Origin of the sequence: Nocardia sp. NBC_01388 (genome assembly GCF_045040085.1) — a bacterium.
In the GTDB taxonomy this organism is placed as follows: domain Bacteria; phylum Actinomycetota; class Actinomycetes; order Mycobacteriales; family Mycobacteriaceae; genus Nocardia.
Map to the genome: position 1 here is coordinate 3,322,343 of NZ_CP109553.1, position 26,169 is coordinate 3,348,511.

General features: G+C 66.5%; 26 protein-coding genes. 10 read left to right on the plus strand and 16 right to left on the minus strand.

All coding sequences use genetic code 11. From position 1 onward, the window contains the following. Positions 1 to 103: 103 nt before the first annotated feature. From OG716_RS16405 to OG716_RS16425, 5 genes are all read left to right on the plus strand, one after another. Positions 104 to 1,507 (plus strand): lipase family protein, encoded by a 1,404-nt coding sequence (locus OG716_RS16405; RefSeq protein ID WP_405138459.1) that lies wholly within the window; start codon positions 104 to 106, stop codon positions 1,505 to 1,507. A gap of 19 nt (positions 1,508 to 1,526) precedes the next feature. Beyond that, complete coding sequence (locus tag OG716_RS16410; protein WP_405138460.1) at positions 1,527 to 2,315, plus strand: META domain-containing protein; 789 nt, start codon at positions 1,527 to 1,529, stop codon at positions 2,313 to 2,315. 58 nt (positions 2,316 to 2,373) lie between these two features. Next, positions 2,374 to 2,985 (plus strand): exonuclease domain-containing protein, encoded by a 612-nt coding sequence (locus tag OG716_RS16415; RefSeq protein ID WP_405138461.1) that lies wholly within the window; start codon positions 2,374 to 2,376, stop codon positions 2,983 to 2,985. A 39-nt stretch (positions 2,986 to 3,024) separates the two neighbouring features. Next, positions 3,025 to 5,271: a thiamine pyrophosphate-dependent enzyme gene (locus OG716_RS16420; protein WP_405138462.1), complete on the plus strand. Its 2,247-nt coding sequence runs from the start codon at positions 3,025 to 3,027 to the stop codon at positions 5,269 to 5,271. 288 nt (positions 5,272 to 5,559) lie between these two features. Then, positions 5,560 to 6,525, plus strand: coding sequence for a M56 family metallopeptidase (locus OG716_RS16425; RefSeq protein ID WP_405138463.1), 966 nt, complete (start codon positions 5,560 to 5,562; stop codon positions 6,523 to 6,525). A gap of 198 nt (positions 6,526 to 6,723) precedes the next feature. Here OG716_RS16425 and OG716_RS16430 read toward each other — a convergent pair whose 3' ends face one another. The 7 genes from OG716_RS16430 to OG716_RS16460 form a co-directional block, all read right to left on the minus strand. Continuing rightward, complete coding sequence (locus OG716_RS16430) at positions 6,724 to 7,098, minus strand: BlaI/MecI/CopY family transcriptional regulator (RefSeq protein WP_355120155.1); 375 nt, start codon at positions 7,096 to 7,098, stop codon at positions 6,724 to 6,726. A gap of 105 nt (positions 7,099 to 7,203) precedes the next feature. Beyond that, positions 7,204 to 7,569, minus strand: a complete 366-nt coding sequence (locus OG716_RS16435; RefSeq protein ID WP_405138464.1) for an ACT domain-containing protein — start codon at positions 7,567 to 7,569, stop codon at positions 7,204 to 7,206. A gap of 31 nt (positions 7,570 to 7,600) precedes the next feature. Next, positions 7,601 to 8,257: a response regulator gene (locus OG716_RS16440; RefSeq protein WP_405138465.1), complete on the minus strand. Its 657-nt coding sequence runs from the start codon at positions 8,255 to 8,257 to the stop codon at positions 7,601 to 7,603. After that, positions 8,224 to 9,360, minus strand: a complete 1,137-nt coding sequence (locus tag OG716_RS16445) for a sensor histidine kinase (RefSeq protein WP_405138466.1) — start codon at positions 9,358 to 9,360, stop codon at positions 8,224 to 8,226. Before OG716_RS16445 ends, OG716_RS16440 begins: the two co-directional genes overlap by 34 nt. Before the next feature lie 5 nt (positions 9,361 to 9,365). Further along, on the minus strand, positions 9,366 to 9,854 hold the full coding sequence (locus tag OG716_RS16450; RefSeq protein ID WP_405138467.1) for a hypothetical protein: 489 nt from the start codon (positions 9,852 to 9,854) through the stop codon (positions 9,366 to 9,368). Between the two features lie 74 nt (positions 9,855 to 9,928). After that, on the minus strand, positions 9,929 to 11,827 hold the full coding sequence (locus OG716_RS16455; RefSeq protein WP_405139713.1) for a potassium transporter Kup: 1,899 nt from the start codon (positions 11,825 to 11,827) through the stop codon (positions 9,929 to 9,931). 135 nt (positions 11,828 to 11,962) lie between these two features. Beyond that, positions 11,963 to 14,299: a galactose oxidase-like domain-containing protein gene (locus tag OG716_RS16460; RefSeq protein ID WP_405138468.1), complete on the minus strand. Its 2,337-nt coding sequence runs from the start codon at positions 14,297 to 14,299 to the stop codon at positions 11,963 to 11,965. Between the two features lie 136 nt (positions 14,300 to 14,435). Here OG716_RS16460 and OG716_RS16465 point away from each other — a divergent pair, with 136 nt between their 5' ends. Both OG716_RS16465 and OG716_RS16470 read left to right on the plus strand, forming a co-directional pair. Continuing rightward, the gene (locus OG716_RS16465; RefSeq protein ID WP_355120166.1) at positions 14,436 to 14,843 is read left to right on the plus strand and encodes a hypothetical protein; all 408 of its coding nucleotides are present in this window, start codon (positions 14,436 to 14,438) and stop codon (positions 14,841 to 14,843) included. A gap of 168 nt (positions 14,844 to 15,011) precedes the next feature. Then, positions 15,012 to 15,626 carry a methyltransferase family protein gene (locus tag OG716_RS16470; RefSeq protein ID WP_405138469.1) on the plus strand — a complete coding sequence of 205 codons (615 nt, stop codon included), beginning with the start codon at positions 15,012 to 15,014 and terminating at the stop codon, positions 15,624 to 15,626. A 4-nt stretch (positions 15,627 to 15,630) separates the two neighbouring features. On the opposite strand, the gene OG716_RS16475 is transcribed toward OG716_RS16470, so the two are convergent. Together OG716_RS16475 and OG716_RS16480 are read right to left on the minus strand one after the other, a co-directional pair. After that, positions 15,631 to 16,752, minus strand: coding sequence for a DUF5685 family protein (locus OG716_RS16475; protein ID WP_405138470.1), 1,122 nt, complete (start codon positions 16,750 to 16,752; stop codon positions 15,631 to 15,633). Positions 16,753 to 16,810: 58 nt separating this feature from the next. Continuing rightward, complete coding sequence (locus OG716_RS16480; RefSeq protein ID WP_405138471.1) at positions 16,811 to 17,512, minus strand: hypothetical protein; 702 nt, start codon at positions 17,510 to 17,512, stop codon at positions 16,811 to 16,813. 404 nt (positions 17,513 to 17,916) lie between these two features. On the opposite strand from OG716_RS16480, the gene OG716_RS16485 reads away from it, so the two are divergent. Then, positions 17,917 to 18,723 carry a dimethylarginine dimethylaminohydrolase family protein gene (locus OG716_RS16485; RefSeq protein ID WP_405138472.1) on the plus strand — a complete coding sequence of 269 codons (807 nt, stop codon included), beginning with the start codon at positions 17,917 to 17,919 and terminating at the stop codon, positions 18,721 to 18,723. On the opposite strand, the gene OG716_RS16490 is transcribed toward OG716_RS16485, so the two are convergent. Continuing rightward, positions 18,656 to 20,290, minus strand: a complete 1,635-nt coding sequence (locus tag OG716_RS16490) for an MFS transporter (protein ID WP_405138473.1) — start codon at positions 20,288 to 20,290, stop codon at positions 18,656 to 18,658. The genes OG716_RS16485 and OG716_RS16490 overlap by 68 nt on opposite strands. A 120-nt stretch (positions 20,291 to 20,410) precedes the next feature. On the opposite strand from OG716_RS16490, the gene OG716_RS16495 reads away from it, so the two are divergent. Further along, positions 20,411 to 20,899 carry a MarR family winged helix-turn-helix transcriptional regulator gene (locus tag OG716_RS16495; RefSeq protein ID WP_405138474.1) on the plus strand — a complete coding sequence of 163 codons (489 nt, stop codon included), beginning with the start codon at positions 20,411 to 20,413 and terminating at the stop codon, positions 20,897 to 20,899. Between the two features lie 114 nt (positions 20,900 to 21,013). Here OG716_RS16495 and OG716_RS16500 read toward each other — a convergent pair whose 3' ends face one another. Continuing rightward, positions 21,014 to 21,466, minus strand: a complete 453-nt coding sequence (locus OG716_RS16500) for a hypothetical protein (RefSeq protein ID WP_405138475.1) — start codon at positions 21,464 to 21,466, stop codon at positions 21,014 to 21,016. 157 nt (positions 21,467 to 21,623) lie between these two features. On the opposite strand from OG716_RS16500, the gene OG716_RS16505 reads away from it, so the two are divergent. Beyond that, positions 21,624 to 21,821, plus strand: a complete 198-nt coding sequence (locus tag OG716_RS16505) for a hypothetical protein (RefSeq protein WP_405138476.1) — start codon at positions 21,624 to 21,626, stop codon at positions 21,819 to 21,821. 82 nt (positions 21,822 to 21,903) lie between these two features. On the opposite strand, the gene OG716_RS16510 is transcribed toward OG716_RS16505, so the two are convergent. The 5 genes from OG716_RS16510 to OG716_RS16530 form a co-directional block, all read right to left on the minus strand. Further along, complete coding sequence (locus OG716_RS16510) at positions 21,904 to 22,194, minus strand: hypothetical protein (protein ID WP_405138477.1); 291 nt, start codon at positions 22,192 to 22,194, stop codon at positions 21,904 to 21,906. Between the two features lie 96 nt (positions 22,195 to 22,290). After that, entirely contained in the window at positions 22,291 to 23,076 is a 786-nt protein-coding gene (gene tpiA, locus OG716_RS16515; protein WP_355120182.1) for a triose-phosphate isomerase, read from the minus strand. Between the two features lie 3 nt (positions 23,077 to 23,079). Then, positions 23,080 to 24,342, minus strand: coding sequence for a phosphoglycerate kinase (locus OG716_RS16520; protein WP_405138478.1), 1,263 nt, complete (start codon positions 24,340 to 24,342; stop codon positions 23,080 to 23,082). 5 nt (positions 24,343 to 24,347) lie between these two features. Then, complete coding sequence (gene gap / locus OG716_RS16525; RefSeq protein WP_355120186.1) at positions 24,348 to 25,364, minus strand: type I glyceraldehyde-3-phosphate dehydrogenase; 1,017 nt, start codon at positions 25,362 to 25,364, stop codon at positions 24,348 to 24,350. A 259-nt stretch (positions 25,365 to 25,623) separates the two neighbouring features. Beyond that, positions 25,624 to 26,100: a zinc ribbon domain-containing protein gene (locus OG716_RS16530; protein WP_405138479.1), complete on the minus strand. Its 477-nt coding sequence runs from the start codon at positions 26,098 to 26,100 to the stop codon at positions 25,624 to 25,626. Positions 26,101 to 26,169: the final 69 nt, after the last annotated feature.

The window sequence follows — 26,169 nt, forward strand, 5'->3', positions numbered from 1 at the left end:
TGCCTGCATCATAGGGTCGGCACACAACTTAGAAACCAAGCGCTCTCTAACTTTGCAGGGGAATGAGCGCTCCGCCGCCTCGGGCGGCACGGAGGAGTTCGATATGACAGCGGGGACCCGGACGATTGCTCAGGCATGCCTGGCGGTGGCGGCGGGATTGACGGTGGGCATCTGCCCGGCGGTAACGAATACGGCTGCGGCACAACCCGTTTCCGTGGAACCGGCGCTGCCGTTCCCGATTCCGCCCGCACCGCCGTACTTGGACGCCAACTTCTACCAACCGGATCCGGCCCGGGTAGCGGCCGCGCAACCCGGCGAGATCCTGGCGGCCCGGCAGGTGAATCTCGCCAATCTGTGGCTGATTCCGCTGAATGTGAATGCCTGGCAGCTGTCGTACCGCAGCACCAATACCCACGGCGAGGCGATCGCGGCCGTGGCCACCGTCATCGTCCCGCATGCCGCGCCGCCCAGCGGACAGCGCGGTCTGCTCTCCTTCCAGTTCGCCGAAGATTCGCTGTCGCAGAACTGCGCGCCCTCCTACACGCTGCAGATGGGTTCGCTGCCCAATCCCCTGAACCCGGTCATCTCCGCGGAATTCGTGGAAGTGCAGGCAATGCTGCAACGCGGTCACGCGGTGGTGATCCCGGACCATGAGGGCCCCAACGCGGCCTATGCGGTCGGCCCACTGGGCGGGCGCATCACCCTCGACGGCATTCGCGCCGCGGAGAACTTCGAGCCCGCCGGGCTGCCCGGCACGGATACCCGGGTCGCGCTGTGGGGCTACTCCGGCGGTGCCATCCCCACCGCGCATGCCGCTGAGCTGCAACAGCAGTACGCGCCGGAGCTGAACCTGGTCGGCTCGGCAACGGGTGGCCTGATGGCCGATATCCGCATGGCGGTCGACTACAACAACGGCACCTCCACCTTCGGCGGCGCGGTGCTGGGCGGATTGTTCGGCGTGGCACGGGAATACCCCCAGGTCGAGCAGTTCATCGACAAGTACATGAATCCACTGGGCAAAGCCGTCCGCCTGGTACACGAAAATCAATGCGTAGCACTGCAATTCGCAGGCTTCCCGTTCATCAACATCAAGGGGCTGTTCGATTATCCGGGCGATCCCATCCGCTCCCCCGAAATGACGCCGGTACTGGACGAACTCAGCCTCGGCCATCGCGGCACGCCGAGCACTCCCCTCTACATCTACGAGGCCCCACTCGATGAGGTGATGCCGATCAATGCGGTGAACAACCTCTACGACACCTACTGCACCGATCCGAACGCCCGCGTCTCCTACACCCGGGATCTGCTCAGCGAGCACGGCGTCGCCGCCGTCGCCGGAACCGCGAGCGCCGTGCTGTGGCTCGACGACCGGCTCAATGGCGTTCCCGCCGCGAACGGCTGCCATCAGCGCGATGTGCCGACCGAAATCCTGGACCCGGGCGCACTGTCCGCCTTCGTCGGCGCGATCGGCGGGACGCTCGCGTCGGCGCTCGGCATGCCGGTGTGATCACCGTACGATCGGCTACATGTCAGCAACTCGCAGATGGTGTGGTGTGCTGCTCGCCGTGACGGTCACGGCCGTCGCCGGGTGCTCCACGCAGCAGACGGCCCCCGCGCCGCAGCCCCAGGTCACGCCCATGGGCCGGTCGTTCGTCTCCACACAGGTCAAGGGCACGGCCATCCCGGGCGGCGGTCCGCTCACGCTGAAATTCGCGGACGGCCGGGTCAGCGCAGGCGCGGGCTGCAATACCGCCACCGGACCGGTCACCCTCGACGGCAATACGCTCGAGGTCGGCCAGATGGCGACCACGCTGATGGCCTGCCCCGGCGATACCGCCGGGGCGGACGGCTGGGTGGACGGGCTGCTGCGCTCGGCCCCGAGCTGGAAGCTCGCCGGACCCGATCTGACGATCACCGGCAATGGCATCACCGTGACACTGCAGGACCGCAAGGTCGCCCAGCCCGGCAAACCGCTCACCGAAACCACCTGGATCGTCACCGAGCTGCTGCACACCGATGCGGTGGTGCGCTCACAAACCCTCGACGAGGTCCGCCCGGCGCTCACCATCGCCCCCGACGGCACCCTGACCGGCAGCGCCGGATGCAATCAGATGAACGGCCGCGCCGAGATCGACGGCAGCGATATCAGTTTCCATGTCGCCACCACCAGAATGCTCTGCGACCCGCAGGTCATGGATGTGGAGCGGGACGTGCTGGCCGTCCTCAACGGAAAAGCCACGGCCGCTATCGATTCCGACACTCTGACGCTGCGCAATGCGGGCAGCGGTACGGGTTTGACGCTGCACGCCGAATAGCGTCATCGCACGAAAATCGTTGTCGCCGGCCGGTATCCGAGGGGTACCGTCCGGCGCTATGCATACACGATATCTGAATGTGGTGGATGTGGAGGCCACCTGCTGGCAGGGACCCAATCCACCCGGGCAACCCATGGAAATCATCGAGATCGGGCTGTGTGTGCTCGATACCGAAACATTGGAGCGGGTGAGCAAGCACAGTATTCTGGTGCGCCCCGATCGCTCCACCGTCAGCGAGTTCTGCACCCAGCTGACCACCCTGACGCCTGAACTGGTGGCCACCGGCATATCGTTCGCCGAGGCCTGCGCGCTGCTGCGCGAGGAGTTCCACTCCGATTCCCGCCCGTGGGCCAGCTGGGGCAACTACGACCGCCAGCAGTTCGAACGGCAGTGCGCCGCAGCCGAAGTCCGATACCCGTTCGGCAGCAGGCACACCAATGCCAAGGTCGCCTTCTCGGCCTCGCGCGAGACCCAGCACCGCTTCGGCATGGCCGGAGCACTGAAGGCGGCGGAACTTCCCCTCGAGGGCACCCACCATCGCGGCGGGGATGACGCGTGGAATATCGCGGCGCTCATCATCGACATGATGAAGCGGAGCGGTTGGCCTGCGGCGCGACCAGCCGAGGAATTCGAAGGTCCGGAGGAGACGCCTATTTCACATCTACGCTGATAGCCCGGCGTACACGACATTTGGGACAAATGGGGAGAGGTGGGTCGTATCAACGAGCGGGAGGCCGAACTAGACCAGTGGTTTCGGGCGGAAGTCGCCGCCACGAGACCCGGTGCGTCTCGCTCACCACAGGACCCGCTCACCCCCGGCGGTCCCCTCACCGGCGCCCGCTGCCTCGAACTCTTCGAGGATCAGGCGACGGCGCGGCATCTCGATCTGACGGCCCGGCGATTGACCCGAGAAGGGCAGGGCTACTACAGCATCGGATCCTCCGGCCACGAAGGCAATGTGGCGGTGGCCGCGGCGCTGCGCACCACCGATCCGGCGCTGCTGCACTATCGATCGGCCGCCTTCTTCGTCCATCGCGCCCGGCAGGTGCCGGGACTCGATCCGATCCGCGATGTCCTGCTCGGCGTCGTCGCGGCCGCCTCGGATCCGATTTCCGGTGGGCGGCACAAGGTTTTCGGCAGTAAGCCCGCCCATGTGATCCCCCAGACCTCGACCATCGCCTCCCATCTGCCGCGCGCGACGGGGCTGGCCTTCGCGATCGAACGTGCCGGCCAGCTGCGGGTGGCCTGCGAATGGCCCGCGGATGCGGTGGTGGTGTGCAGCTTCGGCGACGCGTCCGCCAATCACTCCACCGCCGCCGGTGCGATCAATACCGCCGTGCACACCACGCATCTCGGTGTCGGCATGCCGATTCTCTTCGTCTGCGAGGACAACCGGCTCGGCATCAGCGTGCCGACCCCGCGCACCTGGATCGAGCAGGCCTACGGCTCCCGGCCCGGGCTGCGCTACTTCGACGCCGACGGCGCGGAACTGCTCGAGACCCTGGAAACCGCACAGGCGGCGGTGGATTGGGTACGCACCCATCGCAAACCGGCCTTCCTGCGACTGCGGACGGTACGCCTGCTCGGGCACGCGGGATCCGATGTGGAGGCGGCCTATCGCCGGCCGGCCGAGCTGGCCACCGATCTGCGCAGCGATCCGGTGACCAGGACCGCGCGCATCCTCGTCGCGGCGGGCGTCGCCACGCCCGGTGAAATCCTCAGGCGCTACAGCGATATCGGCGCGCAGGTCGCCGCGACCGCCGAATCCGTTCTGGGCGAAGCGAAACTCACCTCGGCCGAGGCGGTCATGGCCGCGCTCGCCCCCGCACGCCCGACCGTGGTGCGCACCGATGCGATGCGCACCGCGCCCCCGCCGCCGGATACGGAGCAACCGTGGTCCGCGTGGACCGATGCCGTCGCCCCGCCGCCGGTGGACACCGGTGATCCGATGACCTTGGCGCAGGCCGTCAATCACACGCTCGGGCAACTGCTGGCCCGCGATACCGATGTGCTCGTCTTCGGCGAGGATGTCGGGCGCAAGGGCGGCGTCTACGGCGTGACCAAGGGATTGCAGCAGGCCTTCGGTGTGCGCCGCGTTTTCGACACCCTGCTGGACGAGCAGAGCGTGCTCGGCACCGCGCTCGGTGCGGCGCTGGCCGGGTTCGTGCCGATTCCGGAGATCCAGTACCTCGCCTACGTGCACAATGCCGAGGATCAACTGCGCGGTGAGGCGGCCACGCTCTCGTTCTTCTCCAATGGCAGCTACCGCAATCCGATGGTGGTGCGGATCGCCGGTTATGCCTATCAGAAGGGTTTCGGCGGGCATTTCCACAATGACAATTCCATTGCGGCACTGCGGGATATCCCCGGGGTGGTGATCGCGTCCCCGTCCCGCGCCGATGATGCGGCCGCCATGCTGCGCACCTGCGTCTCGGCGGCGCGGGTGGACGGCCGGGTGTGCGTGTTCCTCGAACCCATCGCGCTCTATCACACCCGCGATCTGTACCGTTCCGGCGACGGCGGCTGGCTCGCCCCGGTGTCCGCCGTGCGACATGCCGACATCGGGCTGGCCCGGGTGCACGGCATCGGCACCCACCTCACCATTGTGAGCTTCGCGAACGGCGTACCGATGAGTCTGCGGGTGGCGCGGCGGCTGAGCGAACGCGGTATCCACGCCCGGGTCCTGGATCTGCGCTGGCTGGCCCCGCTGCCCGTCGAGGATCTGCTGGACAATGCGCGCGCCACCGGACGGGTGCTCATCGTGGACGAAACCCGGCGCAGCGGAGGGGTTTCCGAGGGAGTCTTCGCGGCACTGCTCGATGCCGGATTCGACGGCCGCATCGCCCGGGTCACGAGCGAGGACAGCTTCATTCCGCTCGGACCGGCGGCAGGCACGGTGCTGCTGGACGAGGCGCGCATCGAGGCGGCGGCGGACAAACTGCTCGCCGCACCCTGAGGACGGATGGCAACGAGCGGAACAGGCCCGATGAGGGGTGGTCCCCCGTTCCGCTCGTCACCGGCGCCGGTCCGGTCGGCGCCCCTGTGCCGATGAGGGGGCGGCACAAGCTTGATCTACTATCTCCGTACGTAGATAGTAATACCGGAAGATAGCCGGTCAGCGCAATACTCAATATGACCGGGCGCCCGCACCGACAAAGTAAGGCTCCCTTCAGGTTCGCTTCGTACACTGAGCCGGATCAAACGGGAGGAGTCACATGCGGCCGGGTGGACGGCAGGTAGGGCAATGACCGTCGCCGCATGTCTGTTGCTCTACGGATTCGCGGTCGCCGTGCTGGCGCCACGACTGCTGCTGCGAGTCAGCCACGGCAGCGCGGCGCCGCATGTCGCACTGGCAGCCTGGCTGACCTCGATTGCCTCGACCGTGCTGGCATGGGCGGTGGCGCTGGTGATTCTCATTCTCGACCTGGTGACGCACCAGGTTCGGACGGTGCCACACCGATTCATGGACACCTGCCTCGTACACCTGCACGACGCCGTCGTGGGCGATTACGGCGCACCGATCCAGGTCGGGCTCCTGCTACTCGCCGGTTTCTCGGCGCTGGCCGCGACAACGGTGGCGGTCCGGCTCGGCAGCTCCCTGCTGCGTTCCCGGCGCATCACCCTCGAACACGGCCGCATGGCCCGCCTGGCGGGGCGGCACCACAGCGGACTCGATGCCGTCATCCTCGAGGTCGACGAGCCGGCGGCGTATTGCGTTGCGGGAAAACCACATACGGTGGTGGTCAGTCGCGGCGTGCTCGACGCACTCGGCGACGAACATGTCGCCGCGGTGCTCAGCCACGAACGCGCCCATCTGACCGGACGCCACCACCTCCTGCTGGCGGTGACCCGCGGTCTCACCGCGGTGATGCCGCGCATCGATCTGTTCGCCGTCGGAGCCGTCGAGATCGCGCGACTGCTCGAAATGATCGCCGATGACGCGGCCGCGCGAATCCACGGCCGTGCCACGGTCTTTCAGGCACTGCTGGCTCTCTCCGGCCTGTCGACCGGTCCGGCCGGGGCCCCCAGGGGGGCGGAGGAAGGACTCGCGACACGTCTACAGCGCCTGTCCGAACCGAGCGCCTCGATCGTGCGGACGCGTGCACGGCTGGCACTGACAGCCGGTGCGGCGGCGGCGATTCTGGTTCCGCTCGCCTCTGTCGTGACGGCCGTCATCGCCCTCGCCATCTGCTCACCGCTGGAAAACTGAGCTCTGGATCGCCGCGCCGAATCCGTTCGGCAGCCTATGTTTTCGACATACAGTGCTCACCTTGCGGCTACCTGATCGACACCCCCTGGAAACAATCCACTATCTCCGTACGTACTTAGTTGGTACGCTGAAGAACGAGTACAGGTTTCAGGTGAAGGCAGAGCAATTCGGAAGGGGCGGCACCGGTCGGTGAATCGACTAGCGAGTCTTACCCCGGGCCAGCTTGCGCAGTGCGGCGCGCAGTCCCTCGGAATCCTCCGGGCTCATCTGCTGCACAAAATGCGCCAGCACCAGATCGGAGCGGCCACCGCTGCCCAGCGCCTCACTCATGAGCCGCGCGCTGTACTCCTCGCGGCTCAGGGTCGGCCAGTAGTGGTAGGCCTTGCCGACCCGCTCGCGTTCGAGCCAGCCCTTGCGGTGCAGGTTGTCCATGGTGGACATGACGGTGGTGTAGGCGATTTCGCGTTCGGTGGCAAGACCGTCGAACACCTCGCGGACCGTCGTCTTGTCGCCGTGATCCCAAATCCGTTCGATCACGACCGCTTCCAGGTCGCCGAATCCTCGCGAAGCCATTACTGACGCCTCCTCAACGTACGGCAGGGCCGTTCGCATACGTTCTACGTACGTAGACAGTAGTATGGTGCACCCGCCGTCCGGTCCGCGCAACCGGGACCGGGTCTACTCGGCAATCCGATGCCCGGCCTCGCGCAGTACCTCCGTCGCCTCCTGCAGCCGATGATCGGGCACCAGCACCAGATCCGCGTGATAGGTCGAGGCGACAAATACCGGAATCGACGACTCCGCCAGCGGCCCGACCACTGCGGCGAGCATGCCCGGCTGGTCCAGGCCGTGGCTGTCGCCGTCGCTGTAGAAACCCTTCCACCGCTCACCGTCCACCCAGGCCGGGGCATCACGAAGGACGGTGAGCCCCTCGGGCGCCCGGACCAGCGCGATCCACTCGTCGTCCTCCGGAAAAGTGGAATTGGCCAGATGCTCGACCGCGAACTGCGACGGGACGATGCGCAAACGTTGACTGCGAGTCATCCGGACATCGTATGCCGGTGCGGCCACAGCATCAGCGGGCCAGACCCGCGCGATGCGCGTACGCGATGGCCTGTCCGCGATCGCGGACACCGAGCTTGGCGAACAGCGAATTGATATGACTCTTCACCGTGCTGACACCGATGAACAGCTCCTTGGCGATCTCGGTGTTGTTGCGGCCCTGGGACATCAGGCGCAGCACCTCGAGCTCCCGATCGGTGAGGTCCACGGCTGGGGTGGCCGGGGTCTCCAGCACGGCGACCAGGCGGCGGCCGACATCGGCGGCCAGGGTGGTGTGGCCGCTGGCGACCGAGCGTATGGCGGCGGCGATCTCGGCGCGGCCCGCATCCTTGGTGAGATAGCCGCGGGCGCCGGCTCGGAGCGCACCGGCGATCGAGGCGTCGTCGGCGTAGGTGGTCAGCACCAGGACCGCGGTGCCCGGATGCGAGGCCGTGATGGCCGCCGTGGCGGAGGCGCCGTCCACGTTGGGCATGCGCAGATCCATCAGCACCACACCAGGTTCCAGGCGGCGCACCAGCTCGACCGCCTCCGCACCGTCGCGGGCCTCCCCCACCACCTCGATATCGGGCAGCAGGGACAACACCGTAGTCAGCCCGTCCCGCACCGTGGTCTGGTCATCGGCGACCACCACCGTGATCACCGGCGTGGCGCCCGGATTCGCACTGTCCATCGACCCTCCTCCCTACCCGCCAGCACCGTGCCGCCGACCGCGGCGATCCGTTCCCGCATACCCAGCAGTCCGGCTCCCGATCCGGAGTGCCGCAGCGAACCCCCGTGTGCGGAAAGCGCATTCGAGACCACGAGTTCCATCTCCGTGGCGCTGCCGCGCAGGGTGAGCGTAACCGGCTGTCCGGGAGCGTGTTTGCGGGCATTGGTCAGCGCCTCCTGCACCACCCGCGTGATCGCCATCTCCACCTGTTCGCTCGCCCTGCCGGTCGCCGCATCGATCTCGACCGCCACTTCGCCACCGGTCGCGCGATGTTCCGCGGCCAGGCCTCGCAATTCGCCGGTGAGATCGAATCCCTGCGCCCGCAGCGCGCCGACCACCCGGCGGGCGTCGGCCAATCCGGAGACCGCCAGCGTGTGCGAGGCCTTCACCCGTTCGGCCGCCTGCTCCACCGCGCCGGCTTCGAGCAGGGCATCGGCGGCGTCGAGCTGCATGACCAGCCCGCCGAGCGTGTGCGCGAGCACGTCGTGAATATCGCGGGCGATGCGACCGCGTTCGGCCATGGCGGCGGCACGATCGCGTTCGGCGCGAATCACCCGGTTCTGCTCGACCAGTAGTCGGTTCTGCTCGGCGGCTATTCGCGTCTGCCGGCGGGCCCAGCCCATCAGCCCCAGGATCACCACGCCGGTCAGCAAGCCCAGCATCGAACGCGGGCTTCTTTCACCGGCCACCAGGATGCTCGAGCAGGCCATCAGGACCACCGTCAGCGCGGCCAGGCCGAGGCCGAACCAGATCGGCTCGCTCAGCAGGGCGGTCGCGGCCAGTACCGTCGCCAGCGCCGTGATCATCGATCCGGTCGACTGCGCGGCGGTGGCGCCGCCGCCGATCGCCATGACACACAGGCAGATTCGCTCCATATCGAGCGCACCGGAGGGGGCCACCACCCAGCCCGCCCAGCCGATCCACGACAGCACGATGAGGACCGCCACCCACAGCGGGTGCCAGGACACCGCACCGACCGACCCAGAGACCACGGCAATGAGCCCGACCAGGCGGAACAACCTGGTCAGGCCCGTGGTGGATCCCGTATCCGTGGCGACGACCATCGGTCTCAGTCTGCCGCAACCAACCGCGAGAGTCCGGCACGACGGGCCAGGACCACGCCGCGACCGGCACGATTGAGGGCCAGCATGAGCAGGATCGCGCCGACCGAGGCGACCACGCCCGCGCCGACCGAACGCGCGCACACCTCGACCCCGATGCGCACCGCCAGCAGGACCAGCCACAGCGCCGAACCGAGCCATCCGGTGCGCGCCTGCCACTGACCGTCGATCCAGCGCACCTGGGATACCGAACCCATGGCCAGGCCGACGCCCAGACTCAGCACCGCGGACAAGGTCAGCAGCCCGACCGCCGCGCCGTCGAGGGTATCGCCGGCGAGCACCGTCTTCATCTGCAGGACGCCCACCACGCCGAGAACGATCGGGCCCCGCCAGATCCGCATCGGATCGAGCACCTGCCACTGCGTCTGCCGGTACACGATCCAGCCGACCACCAGCACCACGATGACGCCTTCGAATACCGCGTTCTGCAAGTTCATGCCTCTTACATTCGGCGCTGCGGCCGTTCGGCCCCACCACCCGCGGGTGGAATCCGGGTGGATCTCCGGTTGCCCTACACCTCGATTCGGGAACCGATGAGCACCGTGCGTTCGCCGGGGAGGCCGAAGTATTCGTCGGCGGCCGCGGTGATGTGCGAGGTCGCGATGAACAGGCTCTTGCGCCAGGCCGCCATGGTCGGCGCGGCGCCCTTCTTCAGTTCGATCTTGGACAGGAAGTAGGAGGCGTCGTCGACGGAGATCGGGCCCTCGGTCTTCGCCGGATCGAGCGTGCGCAGCGTGCCGGGGATATTCGGCTTCTCCATATATCCGAAAGACGCTGTCACATGGATGATTCCGTCATCGGCGTAGACCAGCTCGTCGATCTGGGTGCGCTCGGAATCGGGAATGCGCGGGACCGGCAGCGTCACGATGGACACGATCACCACGTGTTCGGCCAGCACGCGATTGTGCTCGACAATGGCCCGCATCGCCAGGGGCGCGGTCTCATTGCTGCGGCTGAGGAATACCGCGGTGCCGGGGATCCGGATGACCGGCAATCGATTCTCGTGCAGTGCGTCGATGAAATCGGGCAGCGGGCCTTCCTTCTCCTCCCTTGCGCGAGTGACGATTTCGCGCCCGCGCCGCCAGGTGGTCATGGCGGTGAAGGTGGAGATGCCGATCAGCAGCGGCAGCCAGGCGCCGTGCACCAGCTTGGTCAGATTAGCCGCGAGGAACAGCAGGTCGATCACCAGCAGCGGAACCGCGCCCGCTATGACCAGCCACAGCGGGGTACCCCACCGGGTCCGGGCGATATAGAAGAACAGCAGCGTGGTGATGGTGATCGTGGCGGTCACCGCCATACCGAACGCGAAGGCGAGCGCCGCCGAACTGCGGAAGGCGAAGACCAGGGTGATCACCGAGACCATCAGCACCCAATTGATCCACGGTACGTAGATCTGCCCGATGGTCGACTCCGAGGTGTGCTCCACCCGCAGTCGCGGCAGATAACCGAGGTGGGCCGCCTGTGCCGCAACCGAATACGCGCCGGTGATCACGGCCTGTGAGGCGATCACGGTGGCGGCCGTCGCGAGCAGCACCATCGGCAGGCGCGCCCAGCCGGGGGCGAGCAGGAAGAACGGGCTGCTCACCGCGGACTGATCACCGAGCAGCAGGGCGCCCTGTCCGAGATAGCTCAGGGTGCACGCCGGCAGCACCAGCCCCAGCCAGCCGCGGGTGATCGCCCGGCGGCCGAAATGGCCCATATCGGCATACAGCGCCTCCGCGCCGGTGACCGACAGGACCACCGCCGCCAGGGCGAAGAAGGCAATGCCGAAGTGCCCGAACATGAATCCGAGCGCATAGGTCGGCGACAGCGCCTTCAGGATCTGCGGATGGTCGGCGATTCCGCTCACACCGCAGGCGCCGATCGCCGTGAACCAGGCGATCACCACCGGCCCGAACAGCTTGCCCACCGCCGCGGTGCCGAGGCGCTGCGCCATGAACAGCACCAGAATGATCACCACGGTCACCGGCACCACGAAATCCGCCAGCCCGGGCCGCACCACCTTCATGCCCTCCACCGCGGACAGCACCGAGATGGCGGGGGTGATCATGCTGTCGCCAAAGAACAGTGCGGCGCCGAAGATTCCGAGCCCGGCCAGTAGCGCGGCGGTCCGTCCGCTGCCGCCGCCCGTGCGCCGCAGCAGCGTGATCAGCGCCATGATGCCGCCCTCGCCGTCATTGTCGGCGTGCATCACCAGCGTGACGTAGGTCAGCGTCACGATCGCCATGACCGACCAGAAGATCAGCGACACCACGCCGTAGACATTGGCGGAATCGAGCGGGATCGGATGCGGATCGCCGGGATTGAAGACGGTCTGAATGGTGTAGATCGGGCTGGTGCCGATATCGCCGAAGACGACGCCGAGCGCGCCGACGACAACCGCGGTCCGGACCGGCATCCGGCCGACCATCAGATGGGTCGAGGGCACGACCCGGGGTTCGGTGGTGTTCATGGCACACTCCTCCGTCTGCGGCCCCGAACCTATCGCGTCGCCACCCGTCATACCCGGTAGCGACGCGGCAAGCGACCGCAGTGGAGACAGTATTCAGGCGCTCAGGCGTACCCATCGGCCTACCGACGGTATGCCGTTCATATCCACGACAACCACGAGATACCAGCCGGGCGGTGCGAGGGCGGGACCGGACGGCATGGTCAGGCTCAGCGTGCCGGGTGCGGTGACCGTGAACGGCAGATCGATCAGCCGCTGATTGTTATCGCAGGAGTGCGTGCACGAACTGGGATGCATGAGGCTCGCCTCGCGCGGCGTCCCGTTCGTGGTGGCGGCGAGGGTGCCGCCGTAGCCGGCGGTTCCGGCGGCCAGCTCCAGTTCGGGGCGCGGGCCGCGGAAAAGGTAGGGCGGCCAGAACATTTCGATGCGCAGCTCCTCGGTCTTGCGCAGCGGGTTCGAGCCGGCGGTGAGGACCTTGCCGTCGGGCATGAGCAGTGCCACCGAGTGGTACAGCCGGGCAACACGTTCCGGCGCGGTGGGCGTCCAGGCGGTCGCACCGGCGTCGAGGAGTTCGGCGTGCGGCGGGACCATATCGGCCATCTCCTCCATGGCCGAACCGCCTGCCACGAGCACGGTGCGGTCGGGCAGCAGCACCGCGCTCAGATGCATGCGGGCGAATTCCATAGCGGGTCCGGGCTTGTAGACCGGCGTCGCGGCGCTCAGATCCACGATCTGGGTATCCGCCGAAGCGGTACCGGGACCGTGCGGATCGACATTCCCGCCGCCGAGGAGCATGACCCGCTGCGCCTGTGCGGGCGGCAGCAGCACACTGGTGGACTGACTGCGCGACTCCGGATCGACCATGCCGTCGACCTGCGTCAGGGCGCCCGTCTCGGGGTTCCAGATCGAGGGGTGCATGCCGTTGTTGACGCCGAACTGACCGCCGGTATAGAAGAGCCGCCCGTCCGCGAGCAGGATCAGGTGGCCGTAGGTGGGGATCGGCCCCGGAATCGGCAGCTGCGACCAGGTTTCGGTGCCGGGATCGAACAGTTCCGGTGTCTCCGAGAGATATCCGTCCGTGCCCAGACCGGACACCGCCACCACGGCACCGGTCGGCAAGGCCGCCAGGGTCGGGTACCAGCGGCCGAAAGTCATGTCCGGCATCGTGTTCCAGGTGAGCGTGGCCGGATCGAAGAGCAGCGAATCACGCAGGCCGTAGAAGGGGTCGTACTGTCCGGTACCACCGGCGGCGAGCAGGCGGCCGTCGGGCAGGAAGGCCTGACCCGAGCAGAACATATCGATGGGCGTGACCGGTGCGTCGAGACCCGGATTCGGGTAATGCCATACGCGAGTGCGGAAGTCGTGCGCGTTCTCGCGATCCGGGTCGTTGCCCGAGCCCGCGAAGAACAGCACATCACCGGTGTGCAGCAGGGCAGAATGCACCGGATTGATCTCGGTGCCGAAATCGAGGATTCGCCAGACACCGGCGGTCGGGGCCTGTGCCAGATCGGTGTGCAAGTCCAGCACGCGCAGATATCCGGCATTGCCGCCGTCCGGATGGTCGATGGTACACACGACCAGCTGCGGGTCCGACCCGGTGGTGGGCAGCAAAGCTATTGCCGCGCCCTGGTTCTGGGAGAAGCGCCAGTCCGGAACGTGTGACCAGCTGCTCCAGCCGTCCACGCAGTGACCGGTGCCGTCCAGGCCCCAGCCGACGGTGTAGACGCCGCCATTGCCATTGTCGGGATGGTCGACCGCGAAGACGATCAGCTCCGGGCGGCCGTCACCGTCGAGATCGGCGACGGTCATGCCCGCGCCCTGGTTCTCCCAGCCCCACCACTCCGGAATCTCCAGCCACGGAGTCCATTCCGCGACCGCGGCATCGGCGGTGAGGCCCTTGGCCAAGCGGAATCGGCCGGAGTTCTGCCCGGGCGGGTTGTCGACCGTCATCATGACCATGACGTACTGCCCGTCGATCCGGGTGAGGCAGATATCGGCGCCCTGGTTCTCCCAGCCGTACCAGTCCGGAACCTGTTGCCACGGCGTCCAACCGCCGGTGACCGTGCCATCGGCCGCGAGAGCTCGGCCGACGCGGTAGTAGCCCTGATTCTGGCCGACGGGATTGTCGACCAGGAACACCACCAGATCGAGGCGGCCGTCGCCGGTCAGGTCGGCGAGGGCTATGCCCGCGCCCTGATTCTCCCAGCCCCACCAGTCGGGCACCGAAAGCCAAGGGCCCCAGGCGGAGACCGTGCCATCGTCCTGCAGCGCGGTGCCGACCCGATAGTTGCCCGTGTTCTGGCCCGCCGGGTCGTCCACCATCAACACGACGACATCCGAGGTGTCGTCACCGCTCAGATCGGCGACGGCGATCCCACAATCCTGATTCTGTTGCGAAAACCAATCCGGTATGGCTACGAAATCCCCTGTCACACCGGCAATCATGGCCCTCCGGACCGCTATCCGCCCGGCGATGTCCGGATTTTCGTACCGAATCGCTCCGGCGGCGTCTGCTACCCGCTACCCTGCGAAACACTTTCATTTCACATATTCGACGGGACCTGCATTCATGCGTAAGACCCTGTGGCTCAATGGCGTAGCGCTCACCGCTGTTGCCCTGCTGAGCGCGGCGGGACCCGCCTCCGCCACCGCTGCCGACAGTATGGGCTCGGATTCGACCTTCAAGGTCGGCATCGATATTCAGCCCGGCGTCTACACCACGACGACCGCGGCGAGCATCTGCGCCTGGGCGCGGTTATCGGCGATCACCGATGACCTCAGTGCGGTCCTGCAGAGTGGCGGCGCGATCAACGGGTATGTCAAGGTCGAGATCAAACCCGGCGATATCGCCTTCTACACCGCCGGCTGCGGCACCTGGACGCTGACAACCACCACCACGATCGGTACCGGCTCCGGCGGCACAGGCTCCCTGGGCAGCGGCTCCGGCGGCTCCGGGTCCAGCACCCTCTCCTCGTAACTCCGCGAGATCACCAGGACATGGTGGCGGCGTTGTGCGAGTGGTCGCCGCCATCAGTTCCTGGTCGCCGTTGTGTTCTGCGGGCCGGCCGGGAATCCCACCCACGGGTGGAGGCGGGTTGCGCCCGGGGTGGTGGTTCGGGCGGTAATGCGGCGGCATGCTGGGTTCATGGCCGTTAGTGATTTCCTGCAGGCAGCCGCGGGCTGGAGTTTTTCGATCGTCGGACTGGTCTGGATCGGCACCGCGGTGTGGTTCGCGGCGGTACGGCAGACCAATCTGCGGGGGAAGATCTGGCATTTCCTGCGCACGCTGCTGCCCGAACCGTGGATGATCCTCGGTCTCGCGGTGCTGGTCGTGGTGCTGGATCTGCTCCCGCACACCATGTGGGACTCGGTCACCTGGAAGTCGGCGGCGCTGATCGATGTGGGCTCGATACTGGTGATCGCCGGTGCGGCCCTGATGGTGTGGGCGCGACTGGCGCTCGGCACCATGTGGGCGGGGCGGCCGATGATCCAGCAGGATCACGAGCTGCGCACCGGCGGGCCGTATCGGCTGGTGCGCCATCCGATCTACACCGGGATTCTCGGTGCGATCGCCGGTCTCACCCTGGTCGCCGGTTTCGGGTCCGAGACGGTGGTGCTGGTTTTCGTCGCCGCGTGGCTGGGGTGGCGGGTGCATGTCGAGGATCAGATGCTCGTCGCCACCTTCGGTGATCAGTACCGCGAGTATCAGAAGCAGGTGGGCGCGCTGATTCCGCTCCCCCGCACGCTGATTCGGGCGTGACGGCTCAGCAGTCGCAGCAGCTGTCGTCACAGCAGCAGCAACAGCAGTCGTCGGTGCAGTTGCAGCATTCGCAGCAGGCCACGCCCTCGCAGAAGGGGACGCAGAAGCCGCGGCGGCGCTGGGGCGGATAGTAGCCCTGCGGCGGATAGCCGGGAGGCGGGTAATAACCCTGCGGTGGTGGGTAGCCGCCCGGATTGCGGCGGCGCCAGCGACTTTCGACCGTGGACGGCGCACTGTTGACTGTGGACGCCGCACTGTGGCCGGTGCAGCCCGACTCCGCGCCGAAGGTGCGGTGGACCGAGCGGCGTAGCTCATGGGTCAGCAGGCGATGGATCAGCCGGCTGTCGGCGAATTCCGCTTCCGCCAGTGCCAATTCGATGCCGAGCACGGCATCCGAGCACAGCCGGTACGCCTCGGCGACGTCGGTTCCGGTGGCGGCCAGCGGATTCCACTTGCCGTGTTCGAGATCGTCGCCCAGATCCTCGACGGCGTCCACGAGATGCGCTATGCGGCCGAACATCCGGCCGACCTCGGCGAGCGGCTCCGCATTGGACGGGCGGCCCGCCAGCACCGCGGTATGGCCGAAGGCCGCGGCGGTCGCGGTCTCGGTCGGTTCGGTCACCTCGAGTAGCGAGGTACCCGGACCGGCTGCCGCCTCGATCGCGGTCTGCCGGTCCACGGCGGTCAGCAGCACAGCGGTGTCGAAACCCAGGCCCGCACCGGAGGATTCACCCTGCCGGGCCCACCGCTGCGCGATGCGGCGGGCGGCGGGCCGCATACCGGCCGTGCCGGCGACCCCGTCGTGGTCGTCCGCGTGGTCGCGCACCTTGGCGGCGGCGAGCACCAGGGAGACCGTCGCGGCCAGGCGCACGCAGTCTCCGGTCGCCACGTCAGCGCGCCGCATACCGCGCAGTGGACAGGGGCCGGCCTCCCGGCGCGTGGGAGGAATCGGCGATTGCGCCTCCACCAGGGCAGAGACGATCAAGCCGTCGTAATTTGTTGCAATTCGGGCACTCTGCCCGTGATCGTCGCGCAGCGCGAGACACAGTCCGCACAGCTGCGCCAGCCAAGCCCGTCCGAGGTCCTCACCCAGCCGGTGACGGCAGGGCCGAATAATGCCGAACATATAAAGACGGTAAGCCTTTTGCGGGCGGTCGGCCCATGGAATGGGCTGCGGGGTGATGTCAGCCGAACAGCGTCGGCGCGTCGCCGGACAGGAGCAGCTGCGGCACCTGGGTGAAGGCCCACTCATTGCCCGCGCGGGTGAAGACGTACACCATGTCGAAACGCGAACCGGGCCAGGAGGCAGGCGGATTCGGGCTGATCGGGCCCAGGTGCGCGATGATCTCGCCGATATTCTCATGCTCCCAGGAGATGAGGACCGGGCCGGTCGCGTGCGCGAGTCCGGCGGCCAGCTGTGCCTCCTGACCCTTCTTGAAACGCTGATCCACCGTCAGGCCGAGCGCCTCCGCCAGCGGGGTCACCGTCTCGACGGGCCGCTTGCTACCGCCGGATCCCGGGTCGGCGCCGAATATTGTTGCGGGCCTCGACAATCCCGGTCGGAGCGCAGACGGCTTGCCATCGGCGGTACGGGGATCGAACAGGCCGATCAACGCACCCGCCCGGGTCCAGCCGCGGACGGTCAGCGACTCCGCATCGCGATCGCCGTCGGCCGTGATTCCGTACGGACTCCCGGAACCCTCCGGCTTCTCGCCGTGCCGGATGATCATGACGATATCCGCGCCGGGGCCGGTCGAGGGTGCGGGCGTCGTCGGCGCGACCGCCTTGGGGTGCTTGCCCTTTCCTCCGCACGCGTCGAGCACCGGTACCAGCCCGGCCAGCGCTCCCACCGCCAGCACCGACCGCCGATTCATCCGTCGTCCCATCAACATCCTTCCCGAGCACCGCGTCACTGATCCCGAGTCTGGCAAACGACCCTGAGAATGCGCTGCGCGCAACACTTGGTCAGGACTCGCGCCGACAATGGTGAACGGGTAGATGACGCCAGGAAGAGTAGCCCCCGCTTTGACCGTGTGGGAGTGCGCGCTATCAGCAGCCGGGACGGCGTGTCCGGTCCGGGCCCTTCCCTGGGGTTGGCCAACGTTGCCCGAATGGCGTCCAGCGGTGGATCGGTCCGGGTGGATAGCGAGTTCGCGACCCTGCGGACTGTGGTCGTGGCGCAGTCACAGGTGCGCGCTCCGGACGATGTGGCGGCTCTGGGGCATGCGCCGCCGGTGCCCGCGAGCGCGCGGGGCGAGATCCGGTCCATAGCCGGGAAGGATTCGGGGAGGTGTTCCCCCGAGAGCAGGCGGCGTGGGAGGCGGAGCGGGAGAATCTCGCTGCGGTGCTGGGCAGGTACGGGGTTGAAGTATTGCGGCCGCGACTGCTGACGGAGGTGGAGAAGGCGGCCGGAGGCAGCTCCGGGTACGCGAACTTCTTTGTGCGCGATCCGTGGTTCACCGTTGGCGCGCATGTCATCGAGGGCGGGTTGCAGTTTCCGCATCGACGGCACGAGGTGTTGACCAGCCGCGAGCTACTGGTGGAGCGGGTAATGCCCAGTGCGGCCGCATATGTGGCGCTGCCGTCCCCCGCGGTGCCCCAGGCCGGCGAAAAGAACGGCGCCGGACCCTTTTTGGAGGGCGGGGATGTGCTGGTGCTGGACAAGCACGTGTTCGTGGGCGAATCGGGGATGGCCACCAATCCCGCAGGGCGCGAATGGCTCGCCAAATACCTTCGGCCCCACGGTTTCACGGTGACAGTATTGCCGATGCCGCCGCACGTCCTGCATCTGGACTGCGCGTTCGGCCTGGTCCGCGAAGGATTGCTCATCACCTGCCCGGACCGGCTGCCCGCGGGTCCGCCTGCGCCACTGCGGGATTGGGAACAAATCGAGGTCACCGAGGACGAGGCCGCCGCCATGGCGACGAACGGCCTGCCCATCGACTCCTCCACCTACATTACCGATCCCGAGTTCGAGCGGGTCGGCAAAGCGTTGCAGGCGCGTGGAATCACCGTCGAATACCTCTATTTCACGGTGTCACGGAGTTTTGGTGGTGCGTTTCGCTGCTCGACTCAACCGTTGCTTCGGGTGAACTGAGCTGCCGGGGAATCAGTGCGGTGGCCAATAGTCCCAGCAGGACGAATGTCGCGGCCAGGTAACCACCCAGAGTGATGCCGTTCGTCATGGCGGCGCGACCGGCCTCGGCAATGGATTCGGTATGCGGTTGCGCGGCAAAGCCTTCGATCGCCGCACCTGCGGTATCGGTGATGGTGTGCGCGTATTCGCTCGCCTGGAACCGGGATACGCCGCTATCGGTGAGGTGATCGGTGACCTGGGAGCTCAGAGTGGTGAAGAAGACCGTGGTCAGCACGGCGATACCGAGAGCGGAACCCAGTTGGCGGAAGGCGCTTTGAATGCCCGAGGCCTGACCGCTGTCGCTTTCCGGGATATCGGCGAGCACCACATTGGTGACCTGGGCGGTCGCGAATCCCACGCCGATGCCGTACACGCACAGGATGAGCGAGAGTGACCACCAGGAACTGCCGGTGGTGGCGAAGAATCCCAGCGCGGCCAGACCGACGACCTCGAGACCCAGTCCGAGCCGGACCATATTCAGCGGTGCGGCCTTACCGGCCATGCCGAAGCTGGCGCCGCTGGCGATGAAGCTGCCGATGGCGACGGGGACCAGGGCCAGGCCGGATTGCACGGCGCTGTAGCCAAGGGTGAATTGCAGCCACAGCGGCAGTACGGCGACAATGCCGAATTCGCCGAGGCCGATGATCAGGGTGGCGATATTGCCATTGCGGAACGAAGGCAGCGCGAACAGGCTCAGATCCATCAGAGCGCTATCCGGGTGGTCGCCGCGGCGCAGCAGTACCTGCCGCCAGAGGAATCCGGCCAGGAAGACCGCGCTCAGGATGAGTGCGACCAGAACCGGGGAAGGTCCACTCGCCCAGGTGAATCCGCCGATGCCCAGCGGATGGTTGGTGGCGATCCAGCCGTAGGTGCGGCCCTCCACCAATCCGAAGGCGAGTAGTCCCAGGCCGAGTACCGACAGGAGCGATCCGGGCACATCGATGCGACTGGGCACGCGCGGCGAGGGCGTGATGCAGGCCAGCACGCCGACCACGATCAGCACGGCCAGCGGCACATTGATGCCGAAGGCCCAGCGCCAGGAGACATGCTCGGCGAGCCAGCCGCCGAGCAGCGGGCCGAGTGCGGCCGCCGCGCCGATGGTGGAACCCCAGACCGCGAAGGCTTGACCACGGGCTTTGCCGGTGAAATTGGCATTCAGCAGGGCCAGCGAGGTCGGCAGGATCATGGCGGCGCCGGCGCCCTGCAGGAATCGGGCCAGCACGAGCAGGCCGCCGCCGGGCGCCAGGCCGGCCAGGATGCTGGTCACACCGAAGACGACCACACCGGCGACGAAGATTCGGCGCGCCCCGACGATATCGGCAATGCGGCCGACCACCAGCAGCAGTGCCGCGAAAACGATGGCGTAGGACTCCTGAATCCATTGCGCCTCAGTCGAACCCGTGTGCAGGTCCTCGATGATCGACGGGATGATCACATTCACGATCGTGGTGTCGACCACGATCGATGCCACGCCGAGGGCGATGGCGATCAAGCCGAGCCAACGGCGGACGGATGACGCCTCGCTCACTAATTCTCTCCAATACTTCCATGGTGGAACTATTCCATGAGCAAAGTAGATTGGAGGACGCTAGGTTGTCAAACAGAGCAGTCGGCGCCGGGCCGATCCAAGGAAGGCGGACAGAGGCGGATGGACCAGCCAGTATCAGATCCCCGCGCGCAGCAGCAGCGCCTACTGGACGGCCTGCGCGCCTACGGTGCGAACTACCGCGAATTCAGCCGCCGCTTCGCCGCCTGGCTGGGCCTGCACGCCACCGACGCCGAGGCCCTCATCGAAATCCTCACCGCCGAGGAACGCGGCACCACCCTGTCCCCCGCCCGGCTCAGCGAACGAATCGCCCTGTCCAACAGCGCAACCACCGCCCTGCTGAACCGCCTCGAACAGGCCGGTCACATCGTCCGCACCCGCGAGCACGACGACCGCCGAGTGATCACCCTGCGCAGCAGCTCCCACGTCCAAACCCTCGCCGACGAATTCTTCAGCCCCCTCGGCAAACGCGTGGAAGCCGCCATCGACAAGTACTCCCCCGACCAACTGCGCCAATTCGAAAACTTCGTCACCGACCTGCGCGCAGCCATGAACGCCCAACTGGCTCAGCCCGCCGACCCCCAGCCCTGATCGCGGCAGCCAAGCGAGCTGGGTCCGCACAGCCGCAATGGCCTTCCAGCCGATGGGTGTAGCTCTTCTGCAGGGACTGGTATATCTGTGAGCATCAGTGAGCTATGTGGCGATTCAATCGACAATCGTCACGAATTCGAGAGAATCGTCCATGGGATCCATCAACCTGTCGATGTCCACGAAGGTTTGCGATCGCGTGAAATACGCCATCCGCGCCACGACATACCCATCGGCAGCGTTTTCGTGGGTAGACAGGTGGCCATCATGTTGCAACACGAAGATCTCACCGGGATCTACATCCCTGGCGATGTCTTCGCGGATGCGGACAACCTCATCGACAACGGGCCGACGGATGGTCAACGCTCCCATGTATACGGGCAGCTTCAGGTCCAGGACACTGTGGAATACCAGTTCGATGAAACGGCAGTACTCATCAGTATCAGCTGCTCGATCCGAGGGGTCGGAGTGCAGAAACAGGCGGGCGAACGACGGTGAGTAGGCATACATCCGGAAGCGTCGCCCGAACCGCACCGGCAGTCTGATCTCCGATCCTTCTGACCCAGTCACGGTTTCGACCCTACAGACACGCGTCAATGTGGACATCGGGCGAGCTTCTCAACCGCGGGGATCACTCCGGTGACAGGCCCATGGGTCGGTTCTCGGGCGAAATCGGCTCGAGCACAGCCACACTCGTCGGCTGGCGACCCTCGTCGGGCCGGTAACGGTGCGCCGGACCGCCCTGCGCGCGCCCGGTGAACGCAATATCTATCCCGCCGACTCGGTGTTGTCGCTGCCGCGCGGGCGTCACAGCCACGGTCTGCGCCGCCAAGCAGTCCTGGAAGCGGTCGACACCTACTGGGCGTATCACCTCGCCCACGAACACCAACGCACCTACCCCGACGACCACCGACTCGCAGCCTGATCAACCGTCACTGCAGAAGAGCTACTCCCCCAGCCGATATCGACAAGCACCCAGTTATACGTAATTGTCATCCGGCCGAACTTCACTGCTCGGTACCGGGACCCGCTTCGTTCCCCCCGAGCCGCGCGGTCAACTCCCGTACCTGAGCAACCGCCCTGTCCCGCTCCGCCGCCACAGACTCCAGCGCAGCCTGCACATCCCGCAGCCGCTCCGCCAAGCTCGTCACCTCCGCAGCCGCAGCATCACGATCTGCCGCCACAAACCGCAATTCCGCATTGCACCGATCGAAGTAATTCAGAACCTGATCCCGGTCATATCCCTCGCGCACGATCGCAAATGGCAACGAGACAAACGGATTCCGGTCACTGGACACAGATTCGAAGGTACCCCGCCCGGCGGTGTCGCGCGGGGCGATGCAAAAGGGCCGGACATCCGAGTGGATGTCCGGCCCTTTCGAGGGTGGAAACTGTTACGGCAGGGGGCCGCCGGCGGCGATGGCTGAGAGGGTGGCGAATTCGTCGCCCTTCAGGGAGGCGCCGCCGACGAGGGCGCCGTCGATGTCGGTTTGGCCGACGAGTTCGCCGACGTTCTTGGCGTTGACGGAGCCGCCGTAGAGGACGCGGACGCCTGCTGCCACTTCGGGATTCGCCAGGTCGGCGAGTTCCTTGCGGATGGCGCCGCAGACTTCCTGAGCGTTGTCGGGGGTGGCGACCTTGCCGGTGCCGATGGCCCAGACGGGCTCGTAGGCGATGACGACCTTGGAGATTTCCTCGGCGGTCAGGCCCTTGAGGGAGCCGCGGAGCTGTTCGAGGTTGTAGGCGACGTGGGTCTTGGACTCACGGACGCCGAGACCCTCACCGATGCAGACGATCGGCGTAATGCCGAACTTCAACGCCTGCTTGGCTTTCGCCAGCACGGTGGCGTCGTCCTCCAGATGGTACTGGCGACGCTCCGAGTGGCCGACCACCACGTAGCTGCACCCCAGCTTGGCCAGCATGGAACCGCTGATCTCGCCGGTGTAGGCGCCCTCGTCGTGGGTCGAAACATCCTGCGCGCCATAGGTGAGCAGGAGACGATCGCCCTCGATGAGGGTCTGCACGCTGCGCAGATCGGTGAACGGCGGGATCACCGTGACATCGACCTTCGCGAAGTACTTCTCGGGCAGGGCGAACGCGATCTTCTGCACCAGGGAGATGGCCTCGAGGTGATTGAGGTTCATCTTCCAGTTGCCGGCGATCAAAGGCTTACGTGCCATGGTTCAGTCCTCCACTGTGTCTTCTTCAAGCACAGCGATGCCCGGGAGTTCTTTGCCCTCCAGGTATTCCAGCGACGCACCGCCACCGGTGGAGATATGCGAGAACCCGTCGTCCGGCAGACCCAGCGAGCGCACGGCCGCGGCCGAATCGCCGCCACCGACCACCGTGAACGCGCCCTTACCGGTCGCGACCACGATCGCCTCGGCAACACCGCGGGTACCGGCGGCGAACTGCTCGAACTCGAACACGCCCATGGGCCCGTTCCAGAACACCGTCTTGGCCTCGGTCAACAGCGCGCCGAAGCGAGCCGTCGACTCGGGGCCGATGTCCAGACCCATCCAGCCGTCCGGAATCTCGTTGGCGGGCACCACCTTCGACTCGGCATCCGCCGCGAACTTGTCCGCCACCACGATGTCGCGCGGCAGATGGATCACATCGGCGTACTTGTCGAGCAGATCCTTGCAGGTGTCGATCATCTCGGCCTGCAGCAGCGAGCCGCCGACCGAAAGACCCTGCGCCGCAAGGAAGGTGAAGCACATGCCGCCGCCGATGACCAGCGTGTCGACCTTCGGCGCGAGCGCCTCGATGACCGCCAGCTTGTCGGAGACCTTGGAACCGCCCAGCACCACCGCGTACGGCCGCTCGGACTGCTCGGTGAGCTTCTTCAGCACCTCGGTCTCGGCCGCGACGAGCCCACCCGCGTAGTGCGGCAGCAACTTCGCCACGTCGAAGACCGACGCCTGTTTGCGGTGCACCACACCGAAACCGTCGGAGACGAACGCGCCGTCATCGCCGACCAGCTCGACCAGCGCGGCGGCCAGCTTGGCCCGCTGCGCATCGTCCTTGCTGGTCTCGCGCGGATCGAAGCGAATGTTCTCCAGCAGCAGCACATCACCGTCGGTGAGGCCCTCGGAACGCGCGAGCGCGTCCTGTCCGACCACATCACCGGCGAGCTGGACATTGCGGCCCAGTTCCTCGGCGAGACGCGCGGCTACGGGAGCGAGCGAAAGCTTCGGGTCCGGTTCGCCTTTGGGGCGACCCAGGTGCGCGGTGACAACCACCTTCGCGCCGGCCTCGGCCAGCGCCTTGATGGTCGGCGCCGACGCGATGATGCGGCCCGGATCGGTGATAACGCCGCCGCTTGCGACCGCTTGCGGGTCGCTCGAAACAGGAAAGTCGAGGGGAACGTTCAGGTCGGAGCGTACAAGTACGCCCCGGCCCTCGACACCCTCGCTCAGGAGATCCTGGAGTGTCTTGATTGTCATCGCGCTTACAGGGACTTACCGACGAGACCGATGAGGTCGGCCAGGCGGTTGGAGTAGCCCCACTCGTTGTCGTACCACGAGGCGACCTTGACCTGGTTGTCGATGACAACGGTCAGCGGGGCGTCGTAGATCGAGGAGTGCGGGTCGGTCACGATGTCGGAAGAGACGATCGGATCGGTGTTGTACTTCAGGATGCCCTTCATCGGGCCGTCCGCGGCAGCCTTCATGGCGGCATTGATCTCGTCGACCGACGCGGTCTTGGCCAGATCCACGGTGAGGTCGGTGAGCGAACCCGTCGGGACCGGCACACGCAGCGCATAACCGTTCAGCTTGCCGAGCAGCTCCGGGAGCACCAGGCCGATGGCCTTGGCGGCGCCGGTACCGGTGGGCACGATGTTCAGCGCGGCGGCGCGGGCACGGCGCAGGTCGGCGTGCGGCGCGTCCTGCAGGTTCTGGTCCTGGGTGTACGCGTGGATGGTGGTCATCAGACCACGCTCGATGCCGAAGGAGTCGTTGAGCACCTTGGCAATCGGACCCAGGCAGTTCGTGGTGCACGAGGCGTTCGAGATGATGTTCTGCGAGCCGTCGTACTTGTCATCGTTGACACCCATCACGATGGTGATGTCCTCGCCCTTGGCGGGCGCGGAGATGATGACCTTCTTGGCGCCGGCCGCGATGTGGCCCTTCGCCTTGGTCGCATCGGTGAAGATGCCGGTCGACTCGACAACCACGTCGACGCCCAGCTCGCCCCACGGCAGCGCCGCCGGACCCTCGCGCAGCGCCAGCGCCTTGATGCGCTGCTCGCCCACCACGATGAAGTCGCCGTCGACCGAGACGTCCTGCGGCAGCCGGCCGAGGATGGAGTCGTACTTCAGCAGGGTCGCCAACGTCTTCGTATCGGTGAGGTCGTTGACCGCGACGATTTCGATGTCAGTGGTGCCGAGCGCCTTCTGCGCTTCGACGGCCCGGAAGAAGTTGCGTCCGATACGACCGAAGCCGTTGATACCTACCCGGACAGTCACGTTATCGCTCCTCACCTATCAAGCGGATCGTTTCCGTTGTCGGATCAGCCTAAACCCGTCACGGAAACATCACGGACACACCCCCGCGGCATCTGAGCCACGAGGCGTTTACTTGCGCCGTTGATGATTTCGCAGTCGGTCCGACAGTCCGGGCGTTTCCACTCGGACGGTCCGTTTCAGTGTCGCCACAGCCTATCGGGCGGGGACGATTTGAGGACGGTCTCTCGTTTCTGTCCCGCACAAAGGCGGGGTTGCGCCATCAGCCCGCCCTACCTCGACCCTGAAGGGTCGGGTAGGTAGCGCGGGTCTTCCGGTCGGCTCCACGAGGGTTCGACGCGCATGCGTCCTGGTCTCCGGCCACTCCGGTACCAGTCGAAAAACCCATCACAAGAGCGACGAGATTGACTGCGGCGTTCACGTCCCGATCCAGGATCAGACCGCAAACGTCGCACTTGAACACTCGAACTCGCAGAAGCAGTTCGGTTTTCACTGCACCATAACGAACCCTGCCATCGCTATCGGCGAGTACCGCCAAATGTGTGATACCCACATCAATTCCGACGCTGGTGTCCGGGCGAAGCGGCGCGCGGACCTCTCGCTGAGTTTCGACCTGAAACGCAACGAACCAGCGTCCCCGCCAGTGCCGGACTGCGGCTGACAGGATGCGGGCACTACCTGCGGTAAGACGCTGTTGCAGCTTTGGGGTGAAACGGTGAAGATCGTCCCGATTTGGCATCTACGCCCGGGCGTGGCACGCAGAGTATCGGCCCAAAACCGAAGGCGCCACATCCAACAGGGATGTGGC